This window comes from Leisingera sp. M523 (genome assembly GCF_025141335.1).
Lineage (GTDB): Bacteria > Pseudomonadota > Alphaproteobacteria > Rhodobacterales > Rhodobacteraceae > Leisingera.
The window spans coordinates 2,578,640-2,601,474 of the sequence record NZ_CP081036.1 but is presented as its reverse complement, the minus strand read 5'-3'; the positions used below and the strand labels follow the sequence as shown (position 1 = coordinate 2,601,474).

The window sequence follows — 22,835 nt, the reverse complement described above, 5'->3', positions numbered from 1 at the left end:
GGGTTACTCTTTCCAGCTCGCCAGCGCATTGACGGCGGCGACGGTGATGGCGGAGCCGCCAAGACGGCCTTTGACGATCATTGACGGCACCGGCAGGTCCTGCATCAGCGCATCCTTGGATTCCATAGCACCGACAAAACCCACGGGGCAGCCGATGATTGCGGCGGGGCGGGGGCAGGCGGGGTCTTGCAGCATATTCAGCAGATGGAACAGCGCGGTAGGGGCGTTGCCGATGGCCACAACCGCGCCTTCCAGTTTCGGGCGCCACAGTTCCAGCGCGGCAGCGGAGCGGGTGTTGGACATTTCCTTGGCCATATCCGGCACTTTCGGGTCGCGCAGGGTGCAGATCACCTCATTGTCCGCGGGCAGGCGCGGGCGGGTGATGCCTTCGCTGACCATATAGGCGTCGCAGAGGATCGGCGCGCCACTCGCAAGGGCCGCACGGGCGGTCTCGGCCATGCCGTCGGAAAACCGCACATGCTCTTCCAGCCCCACCATGCCAGCGGCGTGGATCATGCGGACGACGACGCTTTCCTCGTCCTTGTTGAAGCGCGCCAGATCGGCTTCGCGGCGGATGGTGGCAAAGCTTTCGGCGTAGATCGCGGCGCCGTTGGTTTCATAGGTGTGGCGCATGTCAGCTGCCCTCTGTCAGAAGTTCGGGAGCGGCGCGCAAGGCATCGGCGCTCAGGTGGGTCTTTAGCGGCTGATCCGCGGCGGTGCCATGGCGGATCAGGGAGAAGTCGTCTTGGGCCGTTGCGGTCAGGGTGAGCGGCGCCGGACCGGGACAGGCACAGCCCTTGGCGCAGCCGGAGATATGCAGCTTTGTCCCCGCGGGGATATGCGGCGCTAAGTCCCGAGCGAGATCGCGGGTGGAAGACAGCGCCTGCAGGCAGCCGGGTGCGCCGGTGCAGGCGATGACTTGCAGGCGCGGATCCGTTGCATCCAGGATCAGGCCGGGCAGGGGCGGCAGGCTGGCGGCGCCTTCCACCAGCAGCGCGCGCCAGGGGGTGAGGCGGATTTCGCCGTGATCTGCAAGGTCTGCCAATGTGGCGGCGGGCATCTGGCCGAACTCCAAAGCAGCAAGTGTCCCCGCGGGGACAGCGCCTGGTTTTGCGGTGAATTCGGCCCCTGCCACCGGCGCGGCATGCGCCGCCGGCGGCCCGCGGCGCGCGATGAGACGGCGCATCCTGCCACGGCCCTCGGGCGCGCCGCCTTGTTTCAGGAACCAGCGGGCAAGGGCGAGGGCTTCGGCAACGGCGGATTCACGTGTGACGGGCAGGCCGGTCTCAGAACCGTCGGCGCGCAGGATGAGGGTCTCGCCTATGCGCTCAACGCGGATGTCGGCGGCGGTGTCCTGCAGGACCGGCGCCGCGCCGCAGTCGACGGCAAAGCCGAATTTCCCGGGCAGGCTGAGGTCTGCGGCGGCGGTCAGTGCGGCGCTGAGATCAGTGGCGATGGCGTGGGTGTCGTCACCCGTTGCCCAGAACGGGGCGAGGAGGACATTGCGGCGGGCTTCGGCGCGAGCGTCCGGGTCGATCAGGCCAAGATCGCGCAAGGCTTCGATCAGCTCTGCGTGACCGTCTTCGCGGATGCCGCGCATCTGCAGGTTGGCGCGGGCGGAAATATCCAGCAGGCCGTTGCCGAACTCTTGCGAAAGTCTTGCCACACCGCGCGCCTGGGTTGCGGAAAGTTTACCCATTGGCGCGCGCACCCGCACCACCAGACCGTCGCCGGACATCATCGGGCGCAAGGCACCGGGGCACCAGCCGTAGACTTTGGGTTCGGGTGCAGCACTCATGCGGCGCCCTCCAGACCGGCCATGATCGAGTTGCGCCGGGTGCTCCAGAGGCCCGCGTCGAACAGGGCACGGAAGCGGTCGCGCATCGCCTGAAGAGCGGCGGGGTTTTCGCGCTCCATGAACGCCACCAGATCGTCGCGGCCCAGCGTGGCCTCGAAATAGAGGTCAAACAGATGCGGCTGCACCACCTGTGCCAGATGCGCAAAGGCGGCCATGTGGTCCAGCGTGGCGGCGATCTCGGCGCCGCCACGGAAGCCGTGGTTCATCATTGAGGTCGCCCAGTCCGGGTTGGCGGCGCGGGCGCGGGTGACGCGGGCGATTTCTTCGCCCAAGCTGCGCGCCTGCGGCTTGTCCGGGCGGGTCGCGTCCATGTGGTAGAGGGCGGGCGCTGTCTGGCCGATGCGGGCCATGGCGGCGGCAAATCCAGCCTCATGCGCGGCATAGTCCGACGCGACCAGCAGGTCGGTTTCCGGCAGGTCCTGCAGGTGAACAAAACTGTCGGCGCTATGCAGTCTTGTTTCCAGCGCTTCGCGGGCATCGGTGATGGTGCCCTTGGCGTCGATGGCGTGGGAGGAGGCGTTGAGCCAGGCCTCGCCTGCGGCAGCGCGGGCCTCGTCTGAGTAGTCGTCCAGATGCGGGTTCATCGAGAGGCCGTACTGGCCCGGTTTTGGACCAAAAACGCGGGGGATCTCGGTGAGATAGGGGTTGTCCGTTTGCGCTTCCTCGCGCTGGGCGAGGGCGGCGGCAGCAGTTTCGAACATCTGCGCCAGCCCCGGGAACACGTCGCGGAACAGGCCGGAGACGCGCAGTGTCACGTCGATGCGCGGGCGGTGCAGCATCGAGAGCGGCAGCACGTCGAAGCCGGAGACGCGCTCGGAGTTTTCGTCCCATTTCGGGGCGAGCCCTGCGAGGTGCAGCGCCATGGCAAATTCCTCGCCGGCGGTGCGCATGGTGGCGGAGCCCCAGAGGTCGATCACCAGGCCCTTGGGCCAGTCGCCGTGGTCCTGAAGGTGGCGGCGCAGCAGCTCTTCCGCCAGTTTGACCCCTTGCGCATGCGCCGCCCGCGACGGCACCGCCCGCGGGTCGGTGGTAAAAAGGTTGCGCCCTGTTGGGATCACGTCCGAGCGGCCCCGGAATGGCGAGCCGGAGGGGCCGGGCGTCACGATCCGGCCATCGAGGGCGGTGATCAGCCCTGCGCGTTCCTCAGCCCCGCATTGGCCGGTGCCGAAGATATGCAGCCCCTCTCCGTACTGGCTTTCCTTGATGTCGCAAACAAAGGCGTCGATGCGGGTGATCGCCTCGGCGGGGGAGGTGCCGGGGGTGAGGCCAAGGTCAGCCTCGACGCCGGTGCCTTGCGCCTCGGCGCGGATGTCACCGATCAGCCGGTCGCGGCGGGCCGGGTCCAGGCCGTCGGCGGTGGAATACTCATCCAGCAGGCTTTCCAGCCGGGCCATCCCGTCGGGCAGGCTGGTCTGCGCCAAGGGTGGCGGCAGGTGGCCGAGGGTGATGGCGCCGATGCGGCGCTTGGCCTGGGCGGCTTCGCCCGGATCGTTGACGATGAAGGGGTAGGCGACAGGCAGCGGGCCGGTCAGAACCTCGGGCCAGCAAGCGCCCGACAGCGCCACCGCCTTGCCCGGCAGCCATTCCAGCGTGCCATGGGCACCGATGTGGACAAGGGCATCGGACTGGGTGCGCAGCCACAGGTAAAACGCTACATAGGCGTGGCGCGGGGTGCGGTCGAGATCGTGGTAATCATCGACGCGGGTTTTGACTTCGCCGCGTTCGGGTTGCAGCGCGATCAGGGCCTTGCCTGCGCGCAGGGCCTTGAAATGAAAGGCACCATCACGGCAGTCTGCGTCTTCGTCCGGGGCGCCCCAGGCCTCTGTCAGGGTGTTTTGCAGGTCTTGCGGCAGGCTGGCGAGGGCTGCGCGGTAGTCTTCCAGTGGGACGCTGAGGGTCTCATCCATCAGCCGCAGGCCGGTGTTTTCCTGCGGCTCAACCGTATAGCCCTGGTCCCACAATTCGCGCAGGATCTCGTCACAAGAGGCCAGCGCGTCGAGGCCGACGGCATGGGCAAGGTTGTGGTCGCGGCCGGGATAGGTGGAGAGGATCAGGGCAAGGCGTTTGTCTGCGTTGGGCAGTGTGCCAAGGCGCAGCCAGCCGTCGACGCGGTCAACAGCGGCTTTGACGCGATCCGCATCGGCGCGGTGGGCAAAGCGGGAATACTGCAGGTCCGGGTCTTTCCGGCCCGGGGATTTGAAGCTGACAACGCCTGCGAAGATGCGACCGTCGACTTCGGGCAGCACGACATGCATGGCGAGGTCGGCGGGCGACAACCCCCGGTCGGCCTCGGCCCAGTCTTTGCGGCGGGCGGTGGAGAGGGCGACCTGGAACACCGGGCAGCCGGTGGTGCTGAGCGGCGAGGCGCTGCCGTCGGTGCCTTGGGCCGAAAACGCGGTGGCGTTGATGATGGCGGCAGGGGACAGCGCGGGGAGAGTTTCGCGCAGCCAGTCAGCGGCGGCGGGGGCCTTGAGGCTGGCGGCAAAGAGGCCATAGGCGGCGTATCCGCGGGCGCGCAGCTCAGCAATCAGCGCATCGACTGGACCGGTGTCGGCGGCGGTGAGGTAGGAGCGGTAGAAGCTGACCAGCACCAGCGGTTTGTCTTGCGCGGGCAGATCCGCCAGCACGCCTTTGGCCGGGTCATAAAGCCCATGCTGCGGCATGGATTTGAGGCCCAGCACAGGGCCGGCATAGAGGCCCGCAGCGAGCGACAGCTGGGCGAGGGCGGCCTGGGCGGCAACGGCGCCGCCGGCGTCGCACAAGGCCTGCAGGCGGCGCAGGGTGGAGACGGGCAGGGTGGACAGCTCATCCAGCCTTGCATCCTCGCGCCCGTCAGCAGGCAGGATCGCCAGGGCAATGCCCTTGCGGCGGGCGAGGTCCTGCAGGGTGGCGAGGCCATAAGGCCAATAGCTTTCACCGCCGATCAGGCGGACCAGGATGCCTTTGGCGCCTTCAAGTGTCTGTTCCGCGTAGACGTCGACCGAGAGCGGGTGCTTGAGCGCGACCAGATTGGCGACGCGCAAGGAGGGCAGCCTGCCGTCCGCGCGATGCCAGCCCGCCGCAAAAGCGCCGAGGTCGCTGTCGGAAAACGACAGCACCACAAGATCGCCGGGCGTCTGCCCGAGATCCTGCGGGGTATCGGTCTCATCAAGGCCGTGGCTTTCGCGGAAGACGACGTGCATGGATCAGGCCTTTGTTGTCTGGCAGGCGGCGGGCGCTCTGAGGGCTGCGCCCAAGCCTGGGAGGGTGCGAATGCGCCCTCCCGTGGGGAGGGTCGGGCGCAGCCCGGCCTGCGGCCGGGCGGTGTCATCTGAAATGATGCGCCAAACCCGCATAGCTTCAGGCGCCCAGTGCGGCGCGGATGGCCGGGGCGTCGATGTCGTCATGCTCGGCAATGACCACCAGGGCGGTTTTGCGCGGCTGCGCGCCCCAGGGCTGATCGTATTGGGCGCGCAGGCGCTCGCCCACGGCTTGTACCAGCATCCGCATCGGCTTTCCTTCCACCGCCACATAGCCTTTGACGCGCAGGATGTTGCGCTCGCGGGCGAGTTTCACGATGGCATTTTGCAGCGCTTCCGGGTCGGATACTTCGCCCATTTCGACAACGATGCTTTCAAAATCGTCATGCTCGTGGTCGTGGTGGCCGTCGTGGTGGCTGGGGCGGGCGTCCAGATCATCCTCGGCAGCGGCGCCCAGGCCCAGGATGATGCGCGGGTCGATGACGCCTTCGCTCATCGGCAGGATCGGCAGCTTGCGCGGCGCTTCGGCCTCGATCACCGCGCGGGCTTTTTCGACGCCTTCGTCGCCGGCCAGATCGGCCTTGGACAGCAGAACGATGTCAGCGCAGGAGATCTGGTCTTCGAACACTTCGGACAGGGGCGTTTCATGGTCGATGCTGTCGTCCGCCTCGCGCTGGGCCTGCACGGCGTCCAGATCGGGGGCGAACTGGCCCTTGGCCACGGCCTCGGCGTCCGCCAGGGCAATCACCCCGTCGACGGTGATGCGGGAGCGGATTGCGGGCCAGTCAAAGGCTTTCAGCAGCGGTTTCGGCAGGGCCAGGCCGGAGGTCTCAATCACGATATGGTCCGGTTTTTCGGGCAGGGCCATCAGCTGTTCGATGGTGGGGATGAAGTCATCGGCCACGGTGCAGCAGATGCAGCCGTTGGCCAGCTCCATGATGTTTTCCGCCGGGCAGTTGTCATCGGCGCAGGATTTCAGGATGTCGCCGTCCACACCGGCGGTGCCGAATTCGTTCACGACCACGGCCAGACGCTTGCCCTGCGGGTTTTGCATCAGGTGGCGGATCAGCGTGGTTTTGCCAGCGCCCAGAAAGCCGGTGATGACAGTGACGGGGATCTTGTTGAGATCGCTCATGATTACTCCTCGGAGAAGAACTTGGCCGGCGGGATGCGGGCAACAGATTGCTTGCGGAAGGTTTGCGGGCGCTGGCGCCAGGGTACGACGCCGTCAGCGGTGCCGGCATAAGCCGCCGCGCCTTCCAGAATTTCGGGGACATGCTGGTCCGGGTCGAGGTCGCCGTAGACATAGGTCCAGCGTTCCGCGCCGCCGATCAGTGCAACAGCGCAGCCGCGCTTGCACGACGACAGGCATTCGACGCCACGCAGACGGACGCCTTCGGGCATTCCGGCCTCTTCCAGGGCTGCGTGCAGGATGGCACCGGGGCGGGCGGCCTCGGGGTCGGTGCCCTCGCGGCGGCAGGTGAGGCATACGGTCAGCGTGACCGGTCCCGGGGTGCTGGCAGATTGGCCTGCCATGTCGTCAGCCATTGGCGCGTCTCCTGTCGCGGCAGGGCGTGCGGGATGGCCGAAAAGGGGCCAGTCGTGCGAGCCCCTTACCCGGTCGCAGAACACCCCGTCTGCCCGTTGATCTCTCCTTCGCTGGCAGGTCTCCCGGCTTGCGGATGCCAAGGCGCAGGGCCTTGCCGGCCATCCTGCCTTCCCGGGGATCACCCAGTGGCATGGCGGCCTCATCCGGTCACGGTCGCGGGGGCGGCTGTGCTTCGGCCCGAAAGCCTTCACATTCCCTCTTCGCCTGTTTTCACAGGAACCAGCTGAACCCCCTTGCGCTATCGTGCCCTTCTTTGTCAAGACATGGGTCAAACAGCTGGAGAGCCCCCAATGAGCGAAAAGTCTGAAACCGGCATCTCAGAAGAAGAAGCCGCCCGTCATACGTCCAAGATGGCCAAGAAAAAGGCCGCGCGCGACCGGATGATGAAGACCAAGGAGGGCGAGAAGGGACTGATTATCGTCCACACCGGACCGGGCAAGGGCAAATCCTCCTCCGGGTTCGGGATGATCATGCGCTGCATCGCGCATGGGATGCCGTCCGCCGTGGTTCAGTTCATAAAGGGCGCCTGGCAGACCGGCGAACGCACGCTGATCGAGGAGAACTTCAGCGATCTCTGCCAGTTCTACGCGATGGGCGAAGGCTTTACCTGGGAGACACAGGACAAGGCCCGCGACATTGCCGCCGCGCAGAAGGGCTGGGAGAAGGCCAAGGAGATGATCCTGGATGAGCGCAACACCATGGTGCTGCTGGATGAGATCAACATCGCGCTGCGCTATGACTATCTGGATCTTGAGGAGGTGCTTGAGTTCCTGGTGGAGCAGAAACCGCCGATGACCCATGTGGTTCTGACAGGCCGCAACGCCAAGGAAGAGCTGATCGAGATTGCCGATCTGGTGACCGAGATGGGGCAGATCAAGCACCCGTTCCGCGCCGGTGTGAAAGCGCAGAAGGGGGTGGAGTTTTAATCCCTTTCAGGCTGCAGTATTGAGCGGGCTTGAGGTTTTGCGCTTTGCTTCGCAAATCGCCGGGGGGCGGGGGCGCTGCCTTCGGCAGCGCCCCCGCCCGGCCCAACGCTTTTCAGGGAACCTCTGGTTCATTGAAAAGGGGCGGGAGTGCCCCGGCCTTTGAAGTCCGGACTGTTAGCGCATGCGGAATTAAGCTGCCAGCCGGGCGGCCTTCTCGCTGATATAGGCATCGACCGCTGCGCGCTGGCCTTCATCCAGGCGCAAACCCAATTTAGTGCGGCGCCACAGGTAGTCGTCGCCTGAACGCACCCACTCGCGGGCAATTGCCCAGTCGAGTTCCCGTGCGGTGATTGTTGCGCCGAAATCCTGGCCCAGATCAGCGGCGGATTTGGTATCGCCCAGCACCTCCCAGGACTCCAGCCCGTAGGCGCGGATCAGCCGGGCGGCCCAATAGGCGCTCAGGAACGGATAGTCCGCTGCCAGCTTGGCTTTTAGCGTCTCCACATCCGCCACCGCAAAATCACCGCCGGGCAGGGCCACGCCTGCGGTCCAGTCCGACGGCAATTGCGGGAAAACCTTGCCGATTTTCGCCAGCGCGGCCTCGGCCAGCTTGCGGTAGGTGGTGATCTTGCCGCCAAAGACATTCAGCAGCGGCGCCTGTGCTTGATCCAGCGTCAGCACATATTCGCGGGTGGCCGCGGTGGCCGAACTGGCCCCGTCGTCATACAGCGGGCGGACGCCGGAATAGGTCCAGGCGATATCCGCGCGCTTCAGTGGCTGTTCGAAGTATTGAGATGCAAAATCAATTAGATAATCCTGCTCGGCCTCCGTGCAATGCGGTTTGGTCACCGGATCCGGATGGTCGGCGTCCGTTGTGCCGATCAGGGTGAAATCCTGCTCGTAAGGAATGGCAAAAATGATCCGCCCGTCGGTGCCCTGAAAGAAATAGCAGCGGTCATGGTCGAACAGTTTTGGCACCACGATATGGCTGCCGCGCACCAGGCGGACGTTTTCGCGGCTGTTCTGGCCCAGTTTTTGCTTCAGCACGTCGGCAACCCAGGGTCCGCCTGCATTGACCAGCATCTTGGCCCGGTGTTCCTTCTCCTCGCCAGTGGCGTGATCCTTCACGGTGACAACCCAGTGATCAGAGTGGCGCTGGGCTGACAGAACCTCGGTCCGGGTTAGGATTTCGGCGCCGCGCGCCTGTGCATCGCGGGCGTTCAGCACCACAAGACGGGCGTCCTCAATCCAGCAGTCGGAGTATTCGAACGCGGTCTGAAACTTGTCCTTCAGCGGCCTGCCTGCGGGATCGTGCGACAGGTCCAGTTTCGCCGTGCCAGGCAGGATGCCGCGTTTGCCCAGGCTGTCATACAGAAACAGCCCCAGCCGGATCAGCCAGGCGGGGCGGCGGCCGCGGGTCCAGGGCATGAAGGTGGTAAGCAGTTTCGACGTCGGTGTTTCGCTGTCAAAGCGCATGTCCTTGTGGAACGGCAGCACAAACCGCATCGGCCAGGAGATGTGCGGCATCGCCTTCAGCAGCACCTCGCGTTCGATCAGCGCCTCACGCACCAGGCGGAATTCAAAGTATTCCAGATAGCGCAAGCCGCCGTGGAACAGTTTGGTCGAGGCAGAGGAGGTGGCGGAGGCCAGATCGTTCATCTCTGCCAGTGTCACCGACAGGCCGCGGCCCGCCGCGTCGCGGGCGATGCCGCAGCCGTTGATGCCGCCGCCGATGATGAAAAGGTCCGTAACAGGCGTGTCAGTCATTTTCGCTGCTTTCGTTTTGTCCTGCGGTCAGGATCCGGGTGCCTGCGGCCTGCGCCGCCTCGGCAAACTCATTGGGAACGGGGCGGTCGGTGATCACCACGTCCAGCTCTGCCACATCGCAGATCCGCACCGGAGCAGAGCGGGCGAACTTGCTGCCGTCGCAGACCAGCACACGCTGGCGGGCGTTTTTCAGGATCGCGCGGGCAACCGAAACCTCGCGGGCGTCGTGGTCCATCACGGCGCCGTCGGGATCCAGAGCCGAGGCGCCGATGACGGCGAAATCGACCTTGTAGCGGGACAGGAATTCAACCGCGTCCTCGCCCACAATAGCGCCGTCGCTTTGCCGCACTGTGCCGCCGGCCAGGATCAATTCCTTGGCCTGGCCGCCCATCATCAGGTTGATAATGTTGATATTGTTGGAAATCACAGTGAGGCCGCTGTGGCCGGAAAGCGCCCGCGCCACCTGCTCGGTTGAGGTGCCGATGTTGAGGGTGAGGGAGCAATTGTCTGGGATCAGCTCAGCCGCCAGCGCCGCCATCGCCAGCTTGTTGCCTGCGTTCAGTTTGCGCCGGTCCTCGTATCCCTGGCTGGCGGCAGAGCTTATCCGGACGGCACCGCCATGCACGCGGGACAAGGCGCCGCGCGCAGACAGGTCGCGCAGGTCTGCGCGGACCGTCTGTAAAGATACGCCAAAGCGCTGGGACAGGTCGTCAACCTCGACCCGGTCCTGCCGGTTCAGCAAGGTGATGATTTCGTTCTGACGGGCCGTGGCATCCATTTGCTTTCCTTTCACCGCGATTCCATAGCGGAGTACGGATGGAATGTCACCTTGTGTTTTCGTTATGAGTTCGACGATACACAAAACGAAACGGCACGCGGTTGCGGACACGCCGGGACTGCTGCCAGGCTGTGTCTTCTCAGGTGAGCGGGATCAGGTGATTGTCCCAGGCCAGATCCGACCGGTGCAGCGGGTGTTTGCCGGATGCTGAAACCCCGAAAAACTGCCCGCTGCCGGTGCTTGCGGTAAAGCCGGCATCGGACATTACAAGGCCGCAGACATCCGTCATGCGGTGCTCCTGCAGCAGATCCCCGGTTCCGGTATCCATCACCTGCAGCACCCCGCCGCGCGGAGAGGTGACACCGATCTGCGCTCCGTCCGCTGAGAAAGCGATGGAGCCGCCATAGCCATTGAGGTTCAGCACCCGCGGGTCGCCATCGGCCATCAGGCGGGGCGTGCTGCCGGGCTGGTGCAGGCCCACGATAGGCAGGGCTTCGCCCGGATCCCCCTGCCATTGCATGGCAAAACCAACGGTGCCGTCGGCACGCATGGCAAGGTGACGGATGGAATTCAGATGCAGCTCTTGCGGCAGTTCCATTTGCGCCTGCAGGGTGCCGTCAAAGCCCAAGTAACTGAGGTTCGGGCGCATGTCCGGAAGGTTCAGTTTGGCGCGGCCGCTATCGGGGTGGGTCTCAATGCCGCCATTGGCGATGACCAGTCCCGGCGCGTCCCGGCGCAGCAGCATATCGTGCGGGCCAATGCCGCCGGAGGCGAAGGCGGCAATGCGCTTGTAGCCGTCCGTTGCATCCCAAACGCCGATCACACCGCGTGCATTCCCGAAATCGTTTTCGGTGGTGAACAGGCGGCTGCCATCGGGGGAGAATGTGCCGTGGCCATAGAAATGATGCCCCGCAGGCGGCTCCAGCCGGGCGAGGGCGGTGCCCGTGCGGCAGTCAATCACATCGGCAAAGCGGCCGGGGCGGCGGGCGAATGCCACGGCTTCGGGCCGGACCGGATGCGCCGCGGCGGCATGGCCGCGGGCCGGCAAAGGGTGGCGGAACAGGATTTCGCCGTTTTCTGTAAGACCCGCTAGCAGGAAGGTGCCGCTGGCGTCCTTGCCGGCAGACAGAAAAGCGGGGCTGCCGGCGTTGGCCCAACTGGCCTGCGGGGCCAGGCCTGTGGCCAGAAGACCGGCCAAAAATCCGCGGCGGGTGGCCATATCAATCGCCGTCCAGGGAATTGAAGCCAGCCGCAACACCCAGGGCCGGACCCAGTTCCCCGGACACCAGCGCGCGCAGGTTTATGATCTCCTGCTGCAGGGATTCGATGCGGAAGCGGCTGGCGGGATCCGCCACGCCGGCAAAGACCGGATCGTTCAGGGTCCCGGCCTTCTTGCGGGCTTTAGCAAAACCGGCAGTGATCTTGGATTGCAGATCCGCGCGGCTGTCTGTCAGCGCCAGGGCCAATGGCTCCAGCGCGTTCAGCGAAACCAGCACATGGCGTAGGCTGCGCCCCGAACGGCGGGCCTCGGCGCGGTTGGGGCGCGGGCGGTCAAAGGTGCCGAGCGGGCGGCCCAGGCGCATGTCGTCCAGTACTTGCAGCCCTGTGCTGAGCGCCTTGAGCAGTTCCTGAGTGATTTCCTCGTCACTTTGGTAGCGGTCCGCGGGGCTGTGCATTTCGGCGGCGTAGTTCTGTTCCCAGTCCGTGTTGATGGATTGAGCCGTGGCCGCGATGTCGATGCTGATGGCACGGGTCAATGCACATCGGTAATCATCGCTGCCCGCGGCGGAGAGCTGCGGATCATACAGCAGGTATTCCAGCGCATAAAAGCCGCGGGCCGCGATGGAGTGGCTGGCGAATTGCGCCGGGTCAGAGATGTCCGGGTCTTCGCTGCGGATCAGATTGCCTAGCGCCTTGGGCGTTTTGCTGCGGCTGTCGGGCCAGAAAGCCAGCGCAAAGGCGCGGCTGTCTGTTTCGGTTGGGCCAAAGCGGTAATGGCTGGCGGCGATCCAGGCATCGAAGGCGGCGCCATAGGCCGCGCGCAAGGGGGCGGATTGCGGATCGCAGTCCGTCTTGGCCGTTTCCGCCAGAGCTTCGGCGTCCTCTGCAAGCTCCTGAAAGGCGGGGAGGATCAGCTGATCGGTAATGCTGCTGGACAGCTCCGACGCGGCAACAGGGGCTGCGGCGAGTGCAAAGGCCAGGACGAGGGACGGAGCAAGAGAGGGGGTAGGGACGCGCATCAGAGGCTCTCCAGAAAGGCGATCAGGGCGGCGCGGTCTTCCGGCGGCAGCTCCACCACGCCGGTTTTGGCCGCCTCTGCCTCGCCGCCGTGCCACAGGATGGCCTCCAGCAGGGTGCGGGCGCGGCCGTCATGCAGGAAGGTGGCGCGCGGCGAGACCTGCTGCGTCAGGCCAATCCCCCACAACGGCGCGGTGCGCCATTCGCGACCCGTCGCGCGGGCCTCGGGGCGGTTGTCGGCCAGGCCTTCACCCATGTCGTGCAGCAACAGGTCGCTGTAGGGCCAGATCAGTTGGAAACTCTGCTCGGGGCGGTCCTGCAGCCGGTGGGTCACGTATTTCGGCACGTGGCAGGACGCACAGCCGGTGCCGTAGAATACCTGTTTTCCGCGCAGCACCTGAGCGTCGCCGGTGTTGCGCCTTGCGGGAACGCCGAGGTTGCGGCTGTAGAAGGTGACCAGATCCATGTTCGGCTGGTCGATTTCGGTTTCACGGGAATCACCGCCGCCATGCGGGGCGATCCGGCATGCGGTTTGCAATTCGGTGCACTCGCCCGCATGGGCCGGGAACAGCGGGGTGGAGATGCCGATATCGCCGGAAAACGCGCCGGCGGATTGTTCGTGAACGGTCGGCATTCCGGCCTTCAGACCAAAGCGGCCCAGCATGACCCGGTTGAATTCACGCGACCAGACCAGATTGGCGCGGCCTGAAATGCCGTCGCCGTCTGTGTCACCCTCATCTGCATGGGCAAGGATATCGGCGGCGGGGATCGCCTCCAAGAGGCCAAGGCCGATCATCGGCGGGGCGACGCGGGGGCTGAGCATGGCGCCTTCGGCCAGCGGGCCGTAGCCGAGGTTTGCAGCCGTGTAGCTGGGACGGCGCAGGGTGGCCGTTTCACCGCCGCTCAAGGCAACTTCGAATTCCTCGTACTCCACTTGCAGCTTGTACTCCGGCGCGATGCCGGGGGCGGAGAAATCCTGCAGCTGGCTGCCATAGTGCGGATCGGGCGCGGTGCCGATGTAGTCATGGACTTCCTGCAATTCCGCGGGAACCGGGCCGGGTATGGAAACCCGCAGGAACATGGTGGTGGAGGTGTAATCCGGCTGTTCCGGCACATGGCCGCGGCCGTCCTTCAGGTGGCAGCGCTGGCAGGAACGGGCGTTATACAGCGGCCCAAGCCCGTCGGAGGCCAGGGTGGACGCGGGCGAGAACACCCAGATCTTCTTGAACAGCCCGTTGCCCAGTTTGAACTCCAGCTCCTGCTCAAAGCTGAGGTTGGCAGAGTGCTGGGAGAACGCCTCGTCATCTTCCCGTGCCCGCACAGTGGCGGCACCAGCGGGCAGGTTCTCGAAGTGTTCCGGCGCGGAAAAATCCGTGGCCGGAGCGGTGACGGCCTCAATCCGGGCGCGCTCGGCGTCAGTGCGGGGAAGGGGGGAAAGATGCGGTTCTGCCTGATACTGGCTGGCCAGATCCAGCGCCGCAACGGGGGTGGCCGCCGCAAATGCGGCAGCCAGAAACAGTTTAGTCTTCGATCTCTGCCATCTTTGTGGCGTTGAGCTGGGCATAGTTTTCGGCGCCGATCCGGTCGTGCAGTTCAAGCTGCGTTTCGAGGAAATCAATGTGGCCTTCTTCATCCGCCATCAAGTCTTCAAACAGCTTTTGCGTGACGTAGTCACCCGCTTTGTTGCAGGCATCGCGGGCTTCCTTGTAAAGCGCGCGGGCGTCCACTTCGGCGGCAAGGTCGCATTCGAGGGTTTCTTTCGGGGTCTGGCCGATCCGCAGCGGGTCAAGCTTCTGCAGGTTCGGGTGACCGCCGAGGAACAAAATCCTTTCAATCAATTTGTCAGCGTGCTGCATCTCTTCGATGCTTTCCTCGCGGCTTTTCTTGGCCATGCTGCCCAGGCCCCAATCGTCCTGCAGCCGGTAATGCAGCCAGTACTGGCTGACCGCTGTCAGCTCATGTCGCAATGCTTTGTTGAGATAGTCGATGACCTTGGCGTCGCCCTGCATATTCACTCTCCTGAATTCGGCCTGCGCCTAAATTCTGAAGCTGCGCAGGGACTTCCAGATTAGCATTCGCGCGCATGGTGTCGAGGAAAAGCGGCATGCAGCCGCCGCAATCAGCGGTTTTCCCCAAGGCGTGATAGATCTTGCCAGGGGTGATTATCGTTTCGGGATCGGCATTTCGCATCCAGTCGATGGCTGCGCGGATGTCGTGGTCCGAGATCTGTGTGCAGTGGCAAACGATCATGCTGCTCGCGTCCTTGCCCGGTGGCGCAAAGGCCAAGTGATTCCGTTGGAAAATATATCCGACAGAATTACTGGGGTTTCAAGGGGTATCCAGAGTAAAATGCTTGGGTATATGCCGCGGGCGGGATCCGGACGGGTAAAAAAAGGGGCCGCAATTCGCGGCCCCAAGATGTGGTTCTGTTCAGGGGATGCCAAACGTCACCGAGGGAAATCTCACGCACCAAGCGGGATGATCAGGTTCACGCCAAAGACGGTGCTTTTGGTGCCGGCCTCATCGACGCGGGCCAGGCCGCCGCCCAATGTGAAGCCGTTTTCAAATTCGTAATCTGCGCCGATGGTGATCAGGTCGGTCTCGCCTGCGCTGTCCAGATCGCGATGCACCAGCCCGCCGGACAGGGTCACGTTGCCGATGGTGTAGGCGCCGGTCAGGGTGGCATACAGCGCATCATCCGCCGAGCCGCCAGCGTTCGAGAAGGAGGCCACTTCGCCGTAGAGGCCGAAACCGCCGTCAAAGGCATGGGCGAGGCCTGCGACAAAACCCTGTTCGTCATCTACGTCGCCGGCGCCTGCGCTTAGGTGGCGGGCGCCGATGTGGTAGCGGGTATTGCCGGTTTCCTGCGTCCACTGAATGGCAAAGTTGTCCAGCTCGCCGGTGTTGCCGGCGCCGCCGTCAGCCGTGGCGGTGCGGCCGCGGTCATAACCGACAGAACGGCTGAGGCCGGAATCATCAGCGTAGAACACACCGAAGGACAGGGTGCCCGCGCCGTTCAGCTCTACGTCCGCCAGGATACCGATCTGTTCGACCAGCTCGTAGTCTTCGGCGATGGAACTGCCGAAATAGCCTGCGGCGTCATCCCAGGCGGTACCGAACACCGGGTGCAGTTTACCAACTGAGACGGTGGTGGCGCTGCCGATACCAAAGGAAACGCCGAGTTCTTCGATATAGACGCCCATGTCATCAAAGGTGCGGTCATCGGCAGCGTCGGTCAGCGACTCGGCGGTGACGGTGGCAAAAAGTTCCACACCATTGCCGAATGTATAGGCGCCGGAAGCGGTGATCACGGCAAAGGTGTCTCGGATCTCGGCAGCGGCGTCATCGGAAGACAGCACGCTTTCATTGGCGATCTCGATCTCGCCTTCCCAGCTGAAGCCCTGGGCCAGGGCGGCGTTTGCGCACAGAAAAACGGGCGCGCTGAGAGCCAGCGCCGCGGAGGGTTTGATTTTCATGGGGGTTCTTCTTTCTGTCGAGGGACCTGGCCGCTGATGGCGGCCAGGTCCCTTCATTTTGATTCTGTTATGTTATTACGTTGTTAGACGTTATTCGAAGACTGCCGAGGGATTGTCAAGGCTGTCAGAGCCTTCGATGGCAACGCCGCCCAGATCAAGCGTGGTCACTACCCTTTCGATCGAGCGGGTCTGGTCGATCAGACCGTTGACGCCGCCCATCACCAGCGCTTCGCCGGCTTTGTTGCCCTGGGCCAGCATCTGGTCGTAGGACAGGCCTGCTTCGGCTGCGGTTTTGATCCGGCCAAGGGCCTGCATGGTGCCCGCCAGCTTGCTGCGCATCTCGATGTCCAGATCCGCGTCCTTGGCGGCCACCAGATCGGCCAGCGATGCGCCCGAGACCAGCTCGCCGTTCACCCGGACATATTCGCCCAGATAGACGTTCTGCACGCCCAAGCCGTCGTAGTAGTGGCTGTTGTGGGTGTTGTCGGAGAAGCAATCATGTTCTTCCTCCGGGTCGTTCAGCATCAGGCCCAGACGCATCCGTTCGCCCGCCTGCTCGCCATAAGACAGCGAGCCCATGCCGGTCAGCATCGCGGTGATGCCGGCGTTTTCATCGCCCAGCAGCGTGGTGCGGGCTTCGCCCTCGGCGCCCCACTGTGCGGCGATCCATTCCAGGTCATTGATCAGCAGCTCGGTCGCTGCCTGCAGGTATTCGCCGCGGCGGTCGCAATTGCCGCCGGTGCAGGCATCGCCCGCAGCGTAGTCGGTCCAGGGGCGGTCGCCGGCGCCGTGTTCAGTGCCCTTCAGGTCCTGGCCCCACAGCAGGAACTCGATGGCGTGGTAGCCGGTGGCCACGTTGGCTTCGACCCCGTCGGCCTCATGCAGGGCGCCTTCCAGCAGCTCAGGTGTGATCTTGGCCGCGTCAATGGCTTTGCCGGACAGCTCGAAGCTGGGATTGGCGATGATGTTCAGCGATGCCAGGGTGTTCTCGTCGGTCGGGCCGCCATAAGAGGCGTCCACATAGTCGATCAGGCCTTCGTCCAGCGGCCAGGCGTTCACCTTGCCTTCCCAGTCATCGACAATGGCGTTGCCGAACCGGAAGACTTCGGACTGCTGATAGGGCACGCGGGCGGCGATCCAGGCGGCGCGGGCGGCTTCCAGGTTCTCAGCCGACGGATGTGCGACCAGCGCGTCAACAGCGGCTTTCAGCACCTGCGCGGTGGCCAGGCTGTCCTGGTATTTGGCCTCGGCGATATTGGCATAGTTGGTCAGCACCGCGGCCTTGTCGGCGGCAAGGGCAGCGGTGGCGCCAAAGGCGAGACCGGCAAGGGCAGTGCCCGTGAGAAACAGGGATTTCATCAGCTAAGTCCTTAGTTATGTAGTGAATTCAGTGGAGGGTGGCGGTTGCGGGCCGGGCCGGTTGCAGCGGCGGGCGCGGCGCCATGATCTGCTGCAGCAGCAGGCCGCAGTCAGATGCCAGCCGGGTCAGCTCGGACGCCTTGCGCGGGGTGACGATCAGCGAGGCAATGATTTGTGCATCGTCCTGCTGGCCTTCGGCAGCACAGGCCAGAAGATTGGCAAAGCAGTTTTCATCCGCGCCCAGGCATTTGCAGGTCATGCCGTGGCGCACCAGCGGGCGGCGGCCATGGGTGGCGCAGAAGTTGCAGAGATAGCCAAAAGCCTCAAACGCGGCTTCGGCCATTTCGGGTCCGAAATTCACCTCGAAGTCCCGGCGCATCTGGTCGCGGGTCTCGGCGCCGGAAAACCAATGGCGCAGATAGATCACCGCGCCGGCCTCCAGCGGCGGCAGCTCGGACAGGGTGCCGACGGTCACGCCGCCGCGGGGGGAAGGGTGCGCAGTGCTCATGGCCGTCCGCTCACTTGGTCAGGATCAGCTTGCCTGCGCGGGTGATGCGCAGCGAATAGATCTGCCCGTTCAGCAGAATACGGGCCTGCACGCCGCCGCGGGTCAGGTCCTCGGCGTGGTAGGTGGGGAACACTTCGGTGGTTGCGGTGGTGGCGTTGGCCGGCACCGGCTTGGAGGCAATCTGGTTCATATCTTCCGCCCATTGCTGAATTCCGCCCGGTCCAGAAGCCATTCCAGACAAAAACCGGACAGAGCGCCGGAGGGCGCAAAAACCTGCGGCCACAATTGGCGCATGTCCTCGGGCTCCAGCTCTTGGGTCTGCGGGCCGCGTTGGCGGTTGTCTCTGGTCGGCATGGGGCGATCTCGGTTGATTAAATGTCACTCGGGCTCGCCTGAACCGAGTCAGGCTGGCTGGAATGCCGTATACCTGATTTATTTACTCAGCTATGTCAATCCGAGTTTTTTAGTAGGGAATAATTTTTGCGATGACAGAAGAAGATAGAGGAACAGAAAAGGCCGCCCAATGGGCGGCCTTTCAGAATTCCATGTGCAACGGATTAGGTGCGGGTGCCGGAAAAACGCGCCTGCCAGTCTTCGCGCTGCTCGTCGGTGATCTTGGCAAACAGCACCTCGGGCACGGTGAAGCTGTGGCCTGCGGGCAGGGCGGACAGGGCAGCCGCCGCATCTTCGGGCCAGTTGCGGTCGTCCGAGTTCATTGCTGCCATCAGCGTGTCTGAGGCCTGGGGGATGAAGGGGGCCGACAGCACCGCGTAAAGCCGGATCAGGTTCAGGCCCAGACGCACCTGTGCGGCGGCGCGGTCGGGGTCGGTTTTGAACACCGACCAGGGTGCTGCGGATTGCAGGTATTCATTGCCCGCAACCCAGATCGCCCGCAGCTCCTGCGCCGATTTGCGGACCTCCATCGCCTCCATGTGGCCTTCATAGGCGCGGATGCGGGTGGTGAGTTCAGCAATCAGCGCCTGTTCCTGCTCGCCGTATTCGCCGGCTGCGGGAACTTCCTCGCCGAACTTGGAGCGGCAGAACTTGGTGATGCGGCTGACAAAGTTGCCCAGCACGTCGGCCAGATCCTTGTTCACAGATTGCTGGAAATTCTCCCAGGTGAACTCGGAATCGCTGCTTTCCGGCGCGTGGGACAGCAGCCACCAGCGCCAGTAGTCCGCGGGCAGGATCTCCAGCGCCTGATCCATAAACACACCGCGCCCCTGAGAGGTGGAGAACTGGCCGCCGTCATAGTTCAGGTAGTTGAAGGATTTGAGGTGGTCGACCATCTTCCACGGCTCGCCGGAACCCAGAATAGTGGCCGGGAAGGAGAGGGTGTGGAAGGGGACGTTATCCTTGCCCATGAACTGGACGTATTTCACATCGTCGGCGCCCTTGTCGGTGCGCCACCAGCGCTGCCAGTCGGCGTCGGTCTTGCCATTGGCCTCGGCCCATTCGCCAGCAGCGGCGATATATTCGATCGGTGCATCAAACCAGACATAGAAGACCTTGCCTTCCATGCCCGGCCAGTCCGCGCCGCCCTTTTTGACCGGCACGCCCCAGTCCAGATCGCGGGTGATGCCGCGGTCCTGCAACCCATCGCCGTCATGCAGCCACTTCTTAGCAATCGAGGTGGTCAGGATCGGCCAGTCGTGTTTGCTGTCGATCCAGGCGTCCAGCTGGTCCTTCAGCTGCGATTGGCACAGATACAGGTGCTTGGTCTCGCGCACTTCCAGATCGGTGGAGCCGGACACGGCGGAACGGGGGTTGATCAGGTCGGTGGGGTCCAGCTGCTTGGTGCATTCCTCGCACTGGTCGCCGCGGGCGCGCTCATAGCCGCAATTGGGGCAGGTGCCCTCGATATAACGGTCAGGCAGGAAGCGGCTGTCGGCGTGGGAGTAGACTTGTTTTTCGGTCACTTCGCGGATCAGCCCGGCCTCGGCCAGCTTGCCTGCGAAATGCTGGGTCAGCGCGTGGTTCTGCGGGCTGGAGGAGCGGCCGAAGTGATCGAACGACAGCGCAAAGCCCTTGGCGATCTCCGACTGGACGGCGTGCATTTCGGCGCAGAATTCCGCGACAGGCTTGTCCGCCTTGGCGGCGGCCAGCTCAGCCGGGGTGCCGTGCTCGTCGGTGGCGCAGAGGAACATCACCTCATTGCCGCGTCCGCGCTGGAACCGGGCATAAAGGTCGGCCGGCAGCTGCGAGCCGACCAGGTTGCCCAGATGCTTGATCCCGTTGATGTAAGGGATCGCGGAGGTGATCAGAATGCGTGCCATGCTATCCATCCAGGTAATGCGTCAAACGCCCGTCTACCGCATGGCGCAGGCGGCGGAAACCCCGGCTGCGGTTTTCCCTGAAAATTGGAGAACCAGCGGCAGTTCCCGCTTGAACTGAACAGGGGGCTGGCGCACTCATTGGTTGCGAAAATCTGTTTCAAACCCTTGAAAGTTCACGAGGGCGTTACCATCTGCATTGTATACCAGTGCATACAATTAGGAGCCGCCCATAGGTGTTTGACTTTCTTCTCGATGGCGCATTTGCGCCGTTCACCCTTGCCCTGGCCCTGTTGGGCGGACTGGCAGTTCTGGAGCTGCTGGCGCTTTTGCTGGGCGGCAGTCTGATCGGCAGCGATGGCGACGCAGGGCTGGACGCGGCGGATGGCGCGGACATCGGGGCGTTTCCGGATGCCGGCGACCTGGGTGATCTGGGTGATCTTGGAGATCTGGGAGGCGTTGACCTTGCGGATCTGGACGGTGTGGACGCGCCGGACAGCGCCGGTGCAGCTGATGCCTCGGGCGGTCTGGCGTCCTGGCTGGGGCTGGGGCGGATGCCGGCGCTGATCTGGCTCGCGGCCTTGCTGATGGGCTTTGGCCTCAGCGGTATTGGCCTGCAGATGGTGCTGATGTCATATCTGGGCTTTGCCGCACCGGCCTGGATGGCGGGGCTGCCTGTCGGCGCCTTTGGCCTGTGGTTCGCACGCGGCTTTGGCGGGATGTTTGCCCGGCTGCTGCCGCAGACCGAGACCGAGGTGCTGTCTGTGCGCAGCCTGGGCCGCCGCCGCGGGGTGATCACCCAAGGCACCGCCGCGCAGGGCCGCCCGGCCGAGGTGCGTGTCACTGATGGCTATGGCAATGCCCATTACCTGCGCGCCGAACCTTTTGCTTCGGGCGAGGAACTGTCGCAGGGCACCGAAGTGCTGGTGATGCGCGACCGCCGCAAGGACCGGTTTGTGCTGATCCCTCTCTCGGACTGACTTGTCCGAACAATCGAAACCAAAACTTACAAATCCAGTTATCCAAGGGAGTATTCCGCATGGAATTTCAATTCCTGCTCATCGTCGTGGCGAGCATTCTTATCTTTCTTCTCATCTTCGGCCTGGTCCTTGGCCGTCTCTACCGCCGGGCCACCCGTGAAATCAGCCTGGTGAAAACCGGTGCTGGCGGCAAAAAGGTCATCATGGACGGGGGCACCATCGTTGTGCCGCTGCTGCATGAGGTCAGCCCCGTCAACATGAAAACCCTGCGCCTGGAAGTGAAGCGGGACGGTGATGCCGCGCTGATCACCCAGGACCGGATGCGGGTGGATGTGGGGGTGGAATTCTACGTCTCGGTGATGGCAACGGCTGAGGGCATTGCCCGCGCCGCGCAAACCCTGGGCGACCGCACCTTTGACGTCGAACAGCTGCGCGAGATGATCGAGGGCAAGCTGATCGACGGCCTGCGTGCTGTGGCTGCGCAGATGACCATGGACGGGCTGCATGAAAAACGCGCCGATTTTGTGCAGGAGGTGCAGAATGCGGTGTCTGAGGACCTGTTGAAAAACGGATTGTCGCTGGAGTCTGTCTCGCTCACCGCATTGGACCAGACACCGTTTGAAGCGCTGGACGAAAACAACGCCTTTAACGCCGTGGGTATGCGCAAACTGGCCGAGGTGATTGCCCAGTCCAAAAAGGAGCGCGCGCAAATCGACGCGGATACCCAGGTCTCGGTGCGCCGCGCCGCGATGGAGGCTGAGCGTCAGCGTCTGACCATTGAACAGGATGAAGAGCAGGCCAAGATCTCGCAGCTGCAGCAGATCGAAACCATGAAGGCCGCGCAGGAGTCCGAAGTGGCGCAGCGGCGCGAGGATTCGATGCGCGAGAGCGAGCGTGCGCGGATCGCACGTGAAGAGGCCATCCGCTCTGCCGAGATCGAACGGGAGCGCAAGATCCGCGACGCCGAAATCACCAAGGAGCGCGAGCTGGAGGTTGCAGAACAGGAACGCCAGATCATCATTCAGCAGAAATCCGAGGAAGAGAGCCGCGCCCGTGCGTCGGCGGATCTGGCGCGGGCCGAGGCCACCAAGGCAACCGAGGCGGTGGCAACCGCCCGTGAAGTGGCCGAGGCCGAGCGCCAGAAGCAGATCACGCTGATCGAAGCCACCCGCGAAGCCGAGCGTCAGGCAACCGGTATCCGTCTGGCGGCCCAGGCCGAAAAAGACGCGGCTGCGGACCGTGCCGAAGCGCGCCGTGAGGAAGCCCAGGCCGAGGCTGATGCGCTCAACATCCGGGCCGAGGCCAAGAAGAACGACATGCTGGCGGAGGCAGAAGGCAAACGCGCAATTGTTGAATCCGAGAACGCGCTGTCGGCTGAGCTGATCCGGATGAAGATCGACATGGCGCGGATCGAGGCGATGCCTGCGATCATCTCCGAGATGGTGAAACCGGCCGAGAAGATCGACTCGATCAAGATCCACCAGGTCAGCGGTATCGGCGGCAGTGCGCCTTATGCGGCGGCTGGGGCCGGCACCGGCGCCGAGAAACCGGTGGTCAATCAGGCGCTCGACTCGATCATGGGCATGGCGGTGCAGATGCCCGCGCTGAAGAAGCTGGGCGAGGAGCTGGGCCTGTCGATGGAAAACGGTGTCAGCGGTGTGGCCAGCCAGGCGCTGGGTGTTGAGCCGGAGGCGGTTGAAGGTTCTGATGTGCCGCGGCTGAATGGCGCTGCGGCAGGTCCGGCGCCAAATGACGCCGCGGCTGAGAGCTGATTATTCAGCTTCCTGGAACATCAAAAGGGGCCGGAGTTTTCCGGCCCCTTTT

The 22,835-nt window shown here is 64.1% G+C and carries 20 protein-coding genes and 1 riboswitch; of the genes, 3 read left to right on the top strand and 17 right to left on the bottom strand.

Features of this window, described 5'->3' with window-relative positions; translation table 11 throughout:
* Positions 1-3: 3 nt before the first annotated feature.
* The 5 genes from K3557_RS12830 to K3557_RS12810 all read right to left on the bottom strand — a co-directional run bounded on the left by K3557_RS12830 (position 4) and on the right by K3557_RS12810 (position 6,645).
* Positions 4-633 (bottom strand): precorrin-8X methylmutase, encoded by a 630-nt coding sequence (locus tag K3557_RS12830; protein WP_259994308.1) that lies wholly within the window; start codon positions 631-633, stop codon positions 4-6.
* A gap of 1 nt (position 634) precedes the next feature.
* The gene (cobG, locus tag K3557_RS12825; RefSeq protein ID WP_259994307.1) at positions 635-1,798 is read right to left on the bottom strand and encodes a precorrin-3B synthase; all 1,164 of its coding nucleotides are present in this window, start codon (positions 1,796-1,798) and stop codon (positions 635-637) included.
* Positions 1,795-5,040 carry a cobaltochelatase subunit CobN gene (cobN, locus tag K3557_RS12820; protein ID WP_259994306.1) on the bottom strand — a complete coding sequence of 1,082 codons (3,246 nt, stop codon included), beginning with the start codon at positions 5,038-5,040 and terminating at the stop codon, positions 1,795-1,797. Before cobN ends, cobG begins: the two co-directional genes overlap by 4 nt.
* Before the next feature lie 157 nt (positions 5,041-5,197).
* Positions 5,198-6,232, bottom strand: coding sequence for a cobalamin biosynthesis protein CobW (gene cobW, locus K3557_RS12815; RefSeq protein ID WP_259994305.1), 1,035 nt, complete (start codon positions 6,230-6,232; stop codon positions 5,198-5,200).
* A 2-nt stretch (positions 6,233-6,234) separates the two neighbouring features.
* Positions 6,235-6,645 carry a DUF1636 domain-containing protein gene (locus tag K3557_RS12810; protein ID WP_259994304.1) on the bottom strand — a complete coding sequence of 137 codons (411 nt, stop codon included), beginning with the start codon at positions 6,643-6,645 and terminating at the stop codon, positions 6,235-6,237.
* Between the two features lie 95 nt (positions 6,646-6,740).
* Positions 6,741-6,945, bottom strand: a riboswitch (cobalamin riboswitch).
* 51 nt (positions 6,946-6,996) lie between these two features.
* Between K3557_RS12810 and cobO the strand changes: the two genes are divergently transcribed.
* Positions 6,997-7,632, top strand: coding sequence for a cob(I)yrinic acid a,c-diamide adenosyltransferase (gene cobO / locus K3557_RS12805; protein ID WP_259986376.1), 636 nt, complete (start codon positions 6,997-6,999; stop codon positions 7,630-7,632).
* 189 nt (positions 7,633-7,821) lie between these two features.
* Here cobO and glpD read toward each other — a convergent pair whose 3' ends face one another.
* The 12 genes from glpD to metG all read right to left on the bottom strand — a co-directional run bounded on the left by glpD (position 7,822) and on the right by metG (position 20,034).
* Positions 7,822-9,399, bottom strand: a complete 1,578-nt coding sequence (gene glpD / locus K3557_RS12800) for a glycerol-3-phosphate dehydrogenase (RefSeq protein WP_259994301.1) — start codon at positions 9,397-9,399, stop codon at positions 7,822-7,824.
* Positions 9,392-10,177: a DeoR/GlpR family DNA-binding transcription regulator gene (locus K3557_RS12795; RefSeq protein WP_259986359.1), complete on the bottom strand. Its 786-nt coding sequence runs from the start codon at positions 10,175-10,177 to the stop codon at positions 9,392-9,394. Before K3557_RS12795 ends, glpD begins: the two co-directional genes overlap by 8 nt.
* Before the next feature lie 139 nt (positions 10,178-10,316).
* Entirely contained in the window at positions 10,317-11,396 is a 1,080-nt protein-coding gene (locus tag K3557_RS12790; protein WP_259994299.1) for a DUF1513 domain-containing protein, read from the bottom strand.
* Position 11,397: 1 nt separating this feature from the next.
* Positions 11,398-12,417, bottom strand: coding sequence for an imelysin family protein (locus tag K3557_RS12785; RefSeq protein ID WP_259994298.1), 1,020 nt, complete (start codon positions 12,415-12,417; stop codon positions 11,398-11,400).
* Positions 12,417-13,979, bottom strand: a complete 1,563-nt coding sequence (locus tag K3557_RS12780) for a di-heme oxidoredictase family protein (RefSeq protein WP_259994296.1) — start codon at positions 13,977-13,979, stop codon at positions 12,417-12,419. Before K3557_RS12780 ends, K3557_RS12785 begins: the two co-directional genes overlap by 1 nt.
* The gene (gene bfr / locus K3557_RS12775; RefSeq protein ID WP_259986352.1) at positions 13,936-14,424 is read right to left on the bottom strand and encodes a bacterioferritin; all 489 of its coding nucleotides are present in this window, start codon (positions 14,422-14,424) and stop codon (positions 13,936-13,938) included. Before bfr ends, K3557_RS12780 begins: the two co-directional genes overlap by 44 nt.
* Positions 14,372-14,665 (bottom strand): bacterioferritin-associated ferredoxin, encoded by a 294-nt coding sequence (locus K3557_RS12770; protein WP_129371629.1) that lies wholly within the window; start codon positions 14,663-14,665, stop codon positions 14,372-14,374. The genes bfr and K3557_RS12770 overlap by 53 nt, the downstream gene beginning before the upstream one ends.
* 212 nt (positions 14,666-14,877) lie before the next feature.
* Entirely contained in the window at positions 14,878-15,891 is a 1,014-nt protein-coding gene (locus K3557_RS12765; protein WP_259994294.1) for a porin, read from the bottom strand.
* A gap of 90 nt (positions 15,892-15,981) precedes the next feature.
* Complete coding sequence (locus K3557_RS12760) at positions 15,982-17,250, bottom strand: imelysin family protein (protein ID WP_259994292.1); 1,269 nt, start codon at positions 17,248-17,250, stop codon at positions 15,982-15,984.
* Positions 17,251-17,278: 28 nt separating this feature from the next.
* Complete coding sequence (locus K3557_RS12755) at positions 17,279-17,758, bottom strand: hypothetical protein (protein ID WP_259994290.1); 480 nt, start codon at positions 17,756-17,758, stop codon at positions 17,279-17,281.
* Between the two features lie 10 nt (positions 17,759-17,768).
* Positions 17,769-17,948 (bottom strand): hemin uptake protein HemP, encoded by a 180-nt coding sequence (hemP, locus tag K3557_RS12750; RefSeq protein ID WP_259986339.1) that lies wholly within the window; start codon positions 17,946-17,948, stop codon positions 17,769-17,771.
* Between the two features lie 367 nt (positions 17,949-18,315).
* Positions 18,316-20,034, bottom strand: a complete 1,719-nt coding sequence (metG, locus tag K3557_RS12745; RefSeq protein ID WP_259994288.1) for a methionine--tRNA ligase — start codon at positions 20,032-20,034, stop codon at positions 18,316-18,318.
* 233 nt (positions 20,035-20,267) lie between these two features.
* On the opposite strand from metG, the gene K3557_RS12740 reads away from it, so the two are divergent.
* Positions 20,268-21,011 carry a YqiJ family protein gene (locus K3557_RS12740; protein ID WP_259994286.1) on the top strand — a complete coding sequence of 248 codons (744 nt, stop codon included), beginning with the start codon at positions 20,268-20,270 and terminating at the stop codon, positions 21,009-21,011.
* A gap of 59 nt (positions 21,012-21,070) precedes the next feature.
* Complete coding sequence (locus K3557_RS12735; RefSeq protein ID WP_259994284.1) at positions 21,071-22,783, top strand: flotillin family protein; 1,713 nt, start codon at positions 21,071-21,073, stop codon at positions 22,781-22,783.
* Positions 22,784-22,835: the final 52 nt, after the last annotated feature.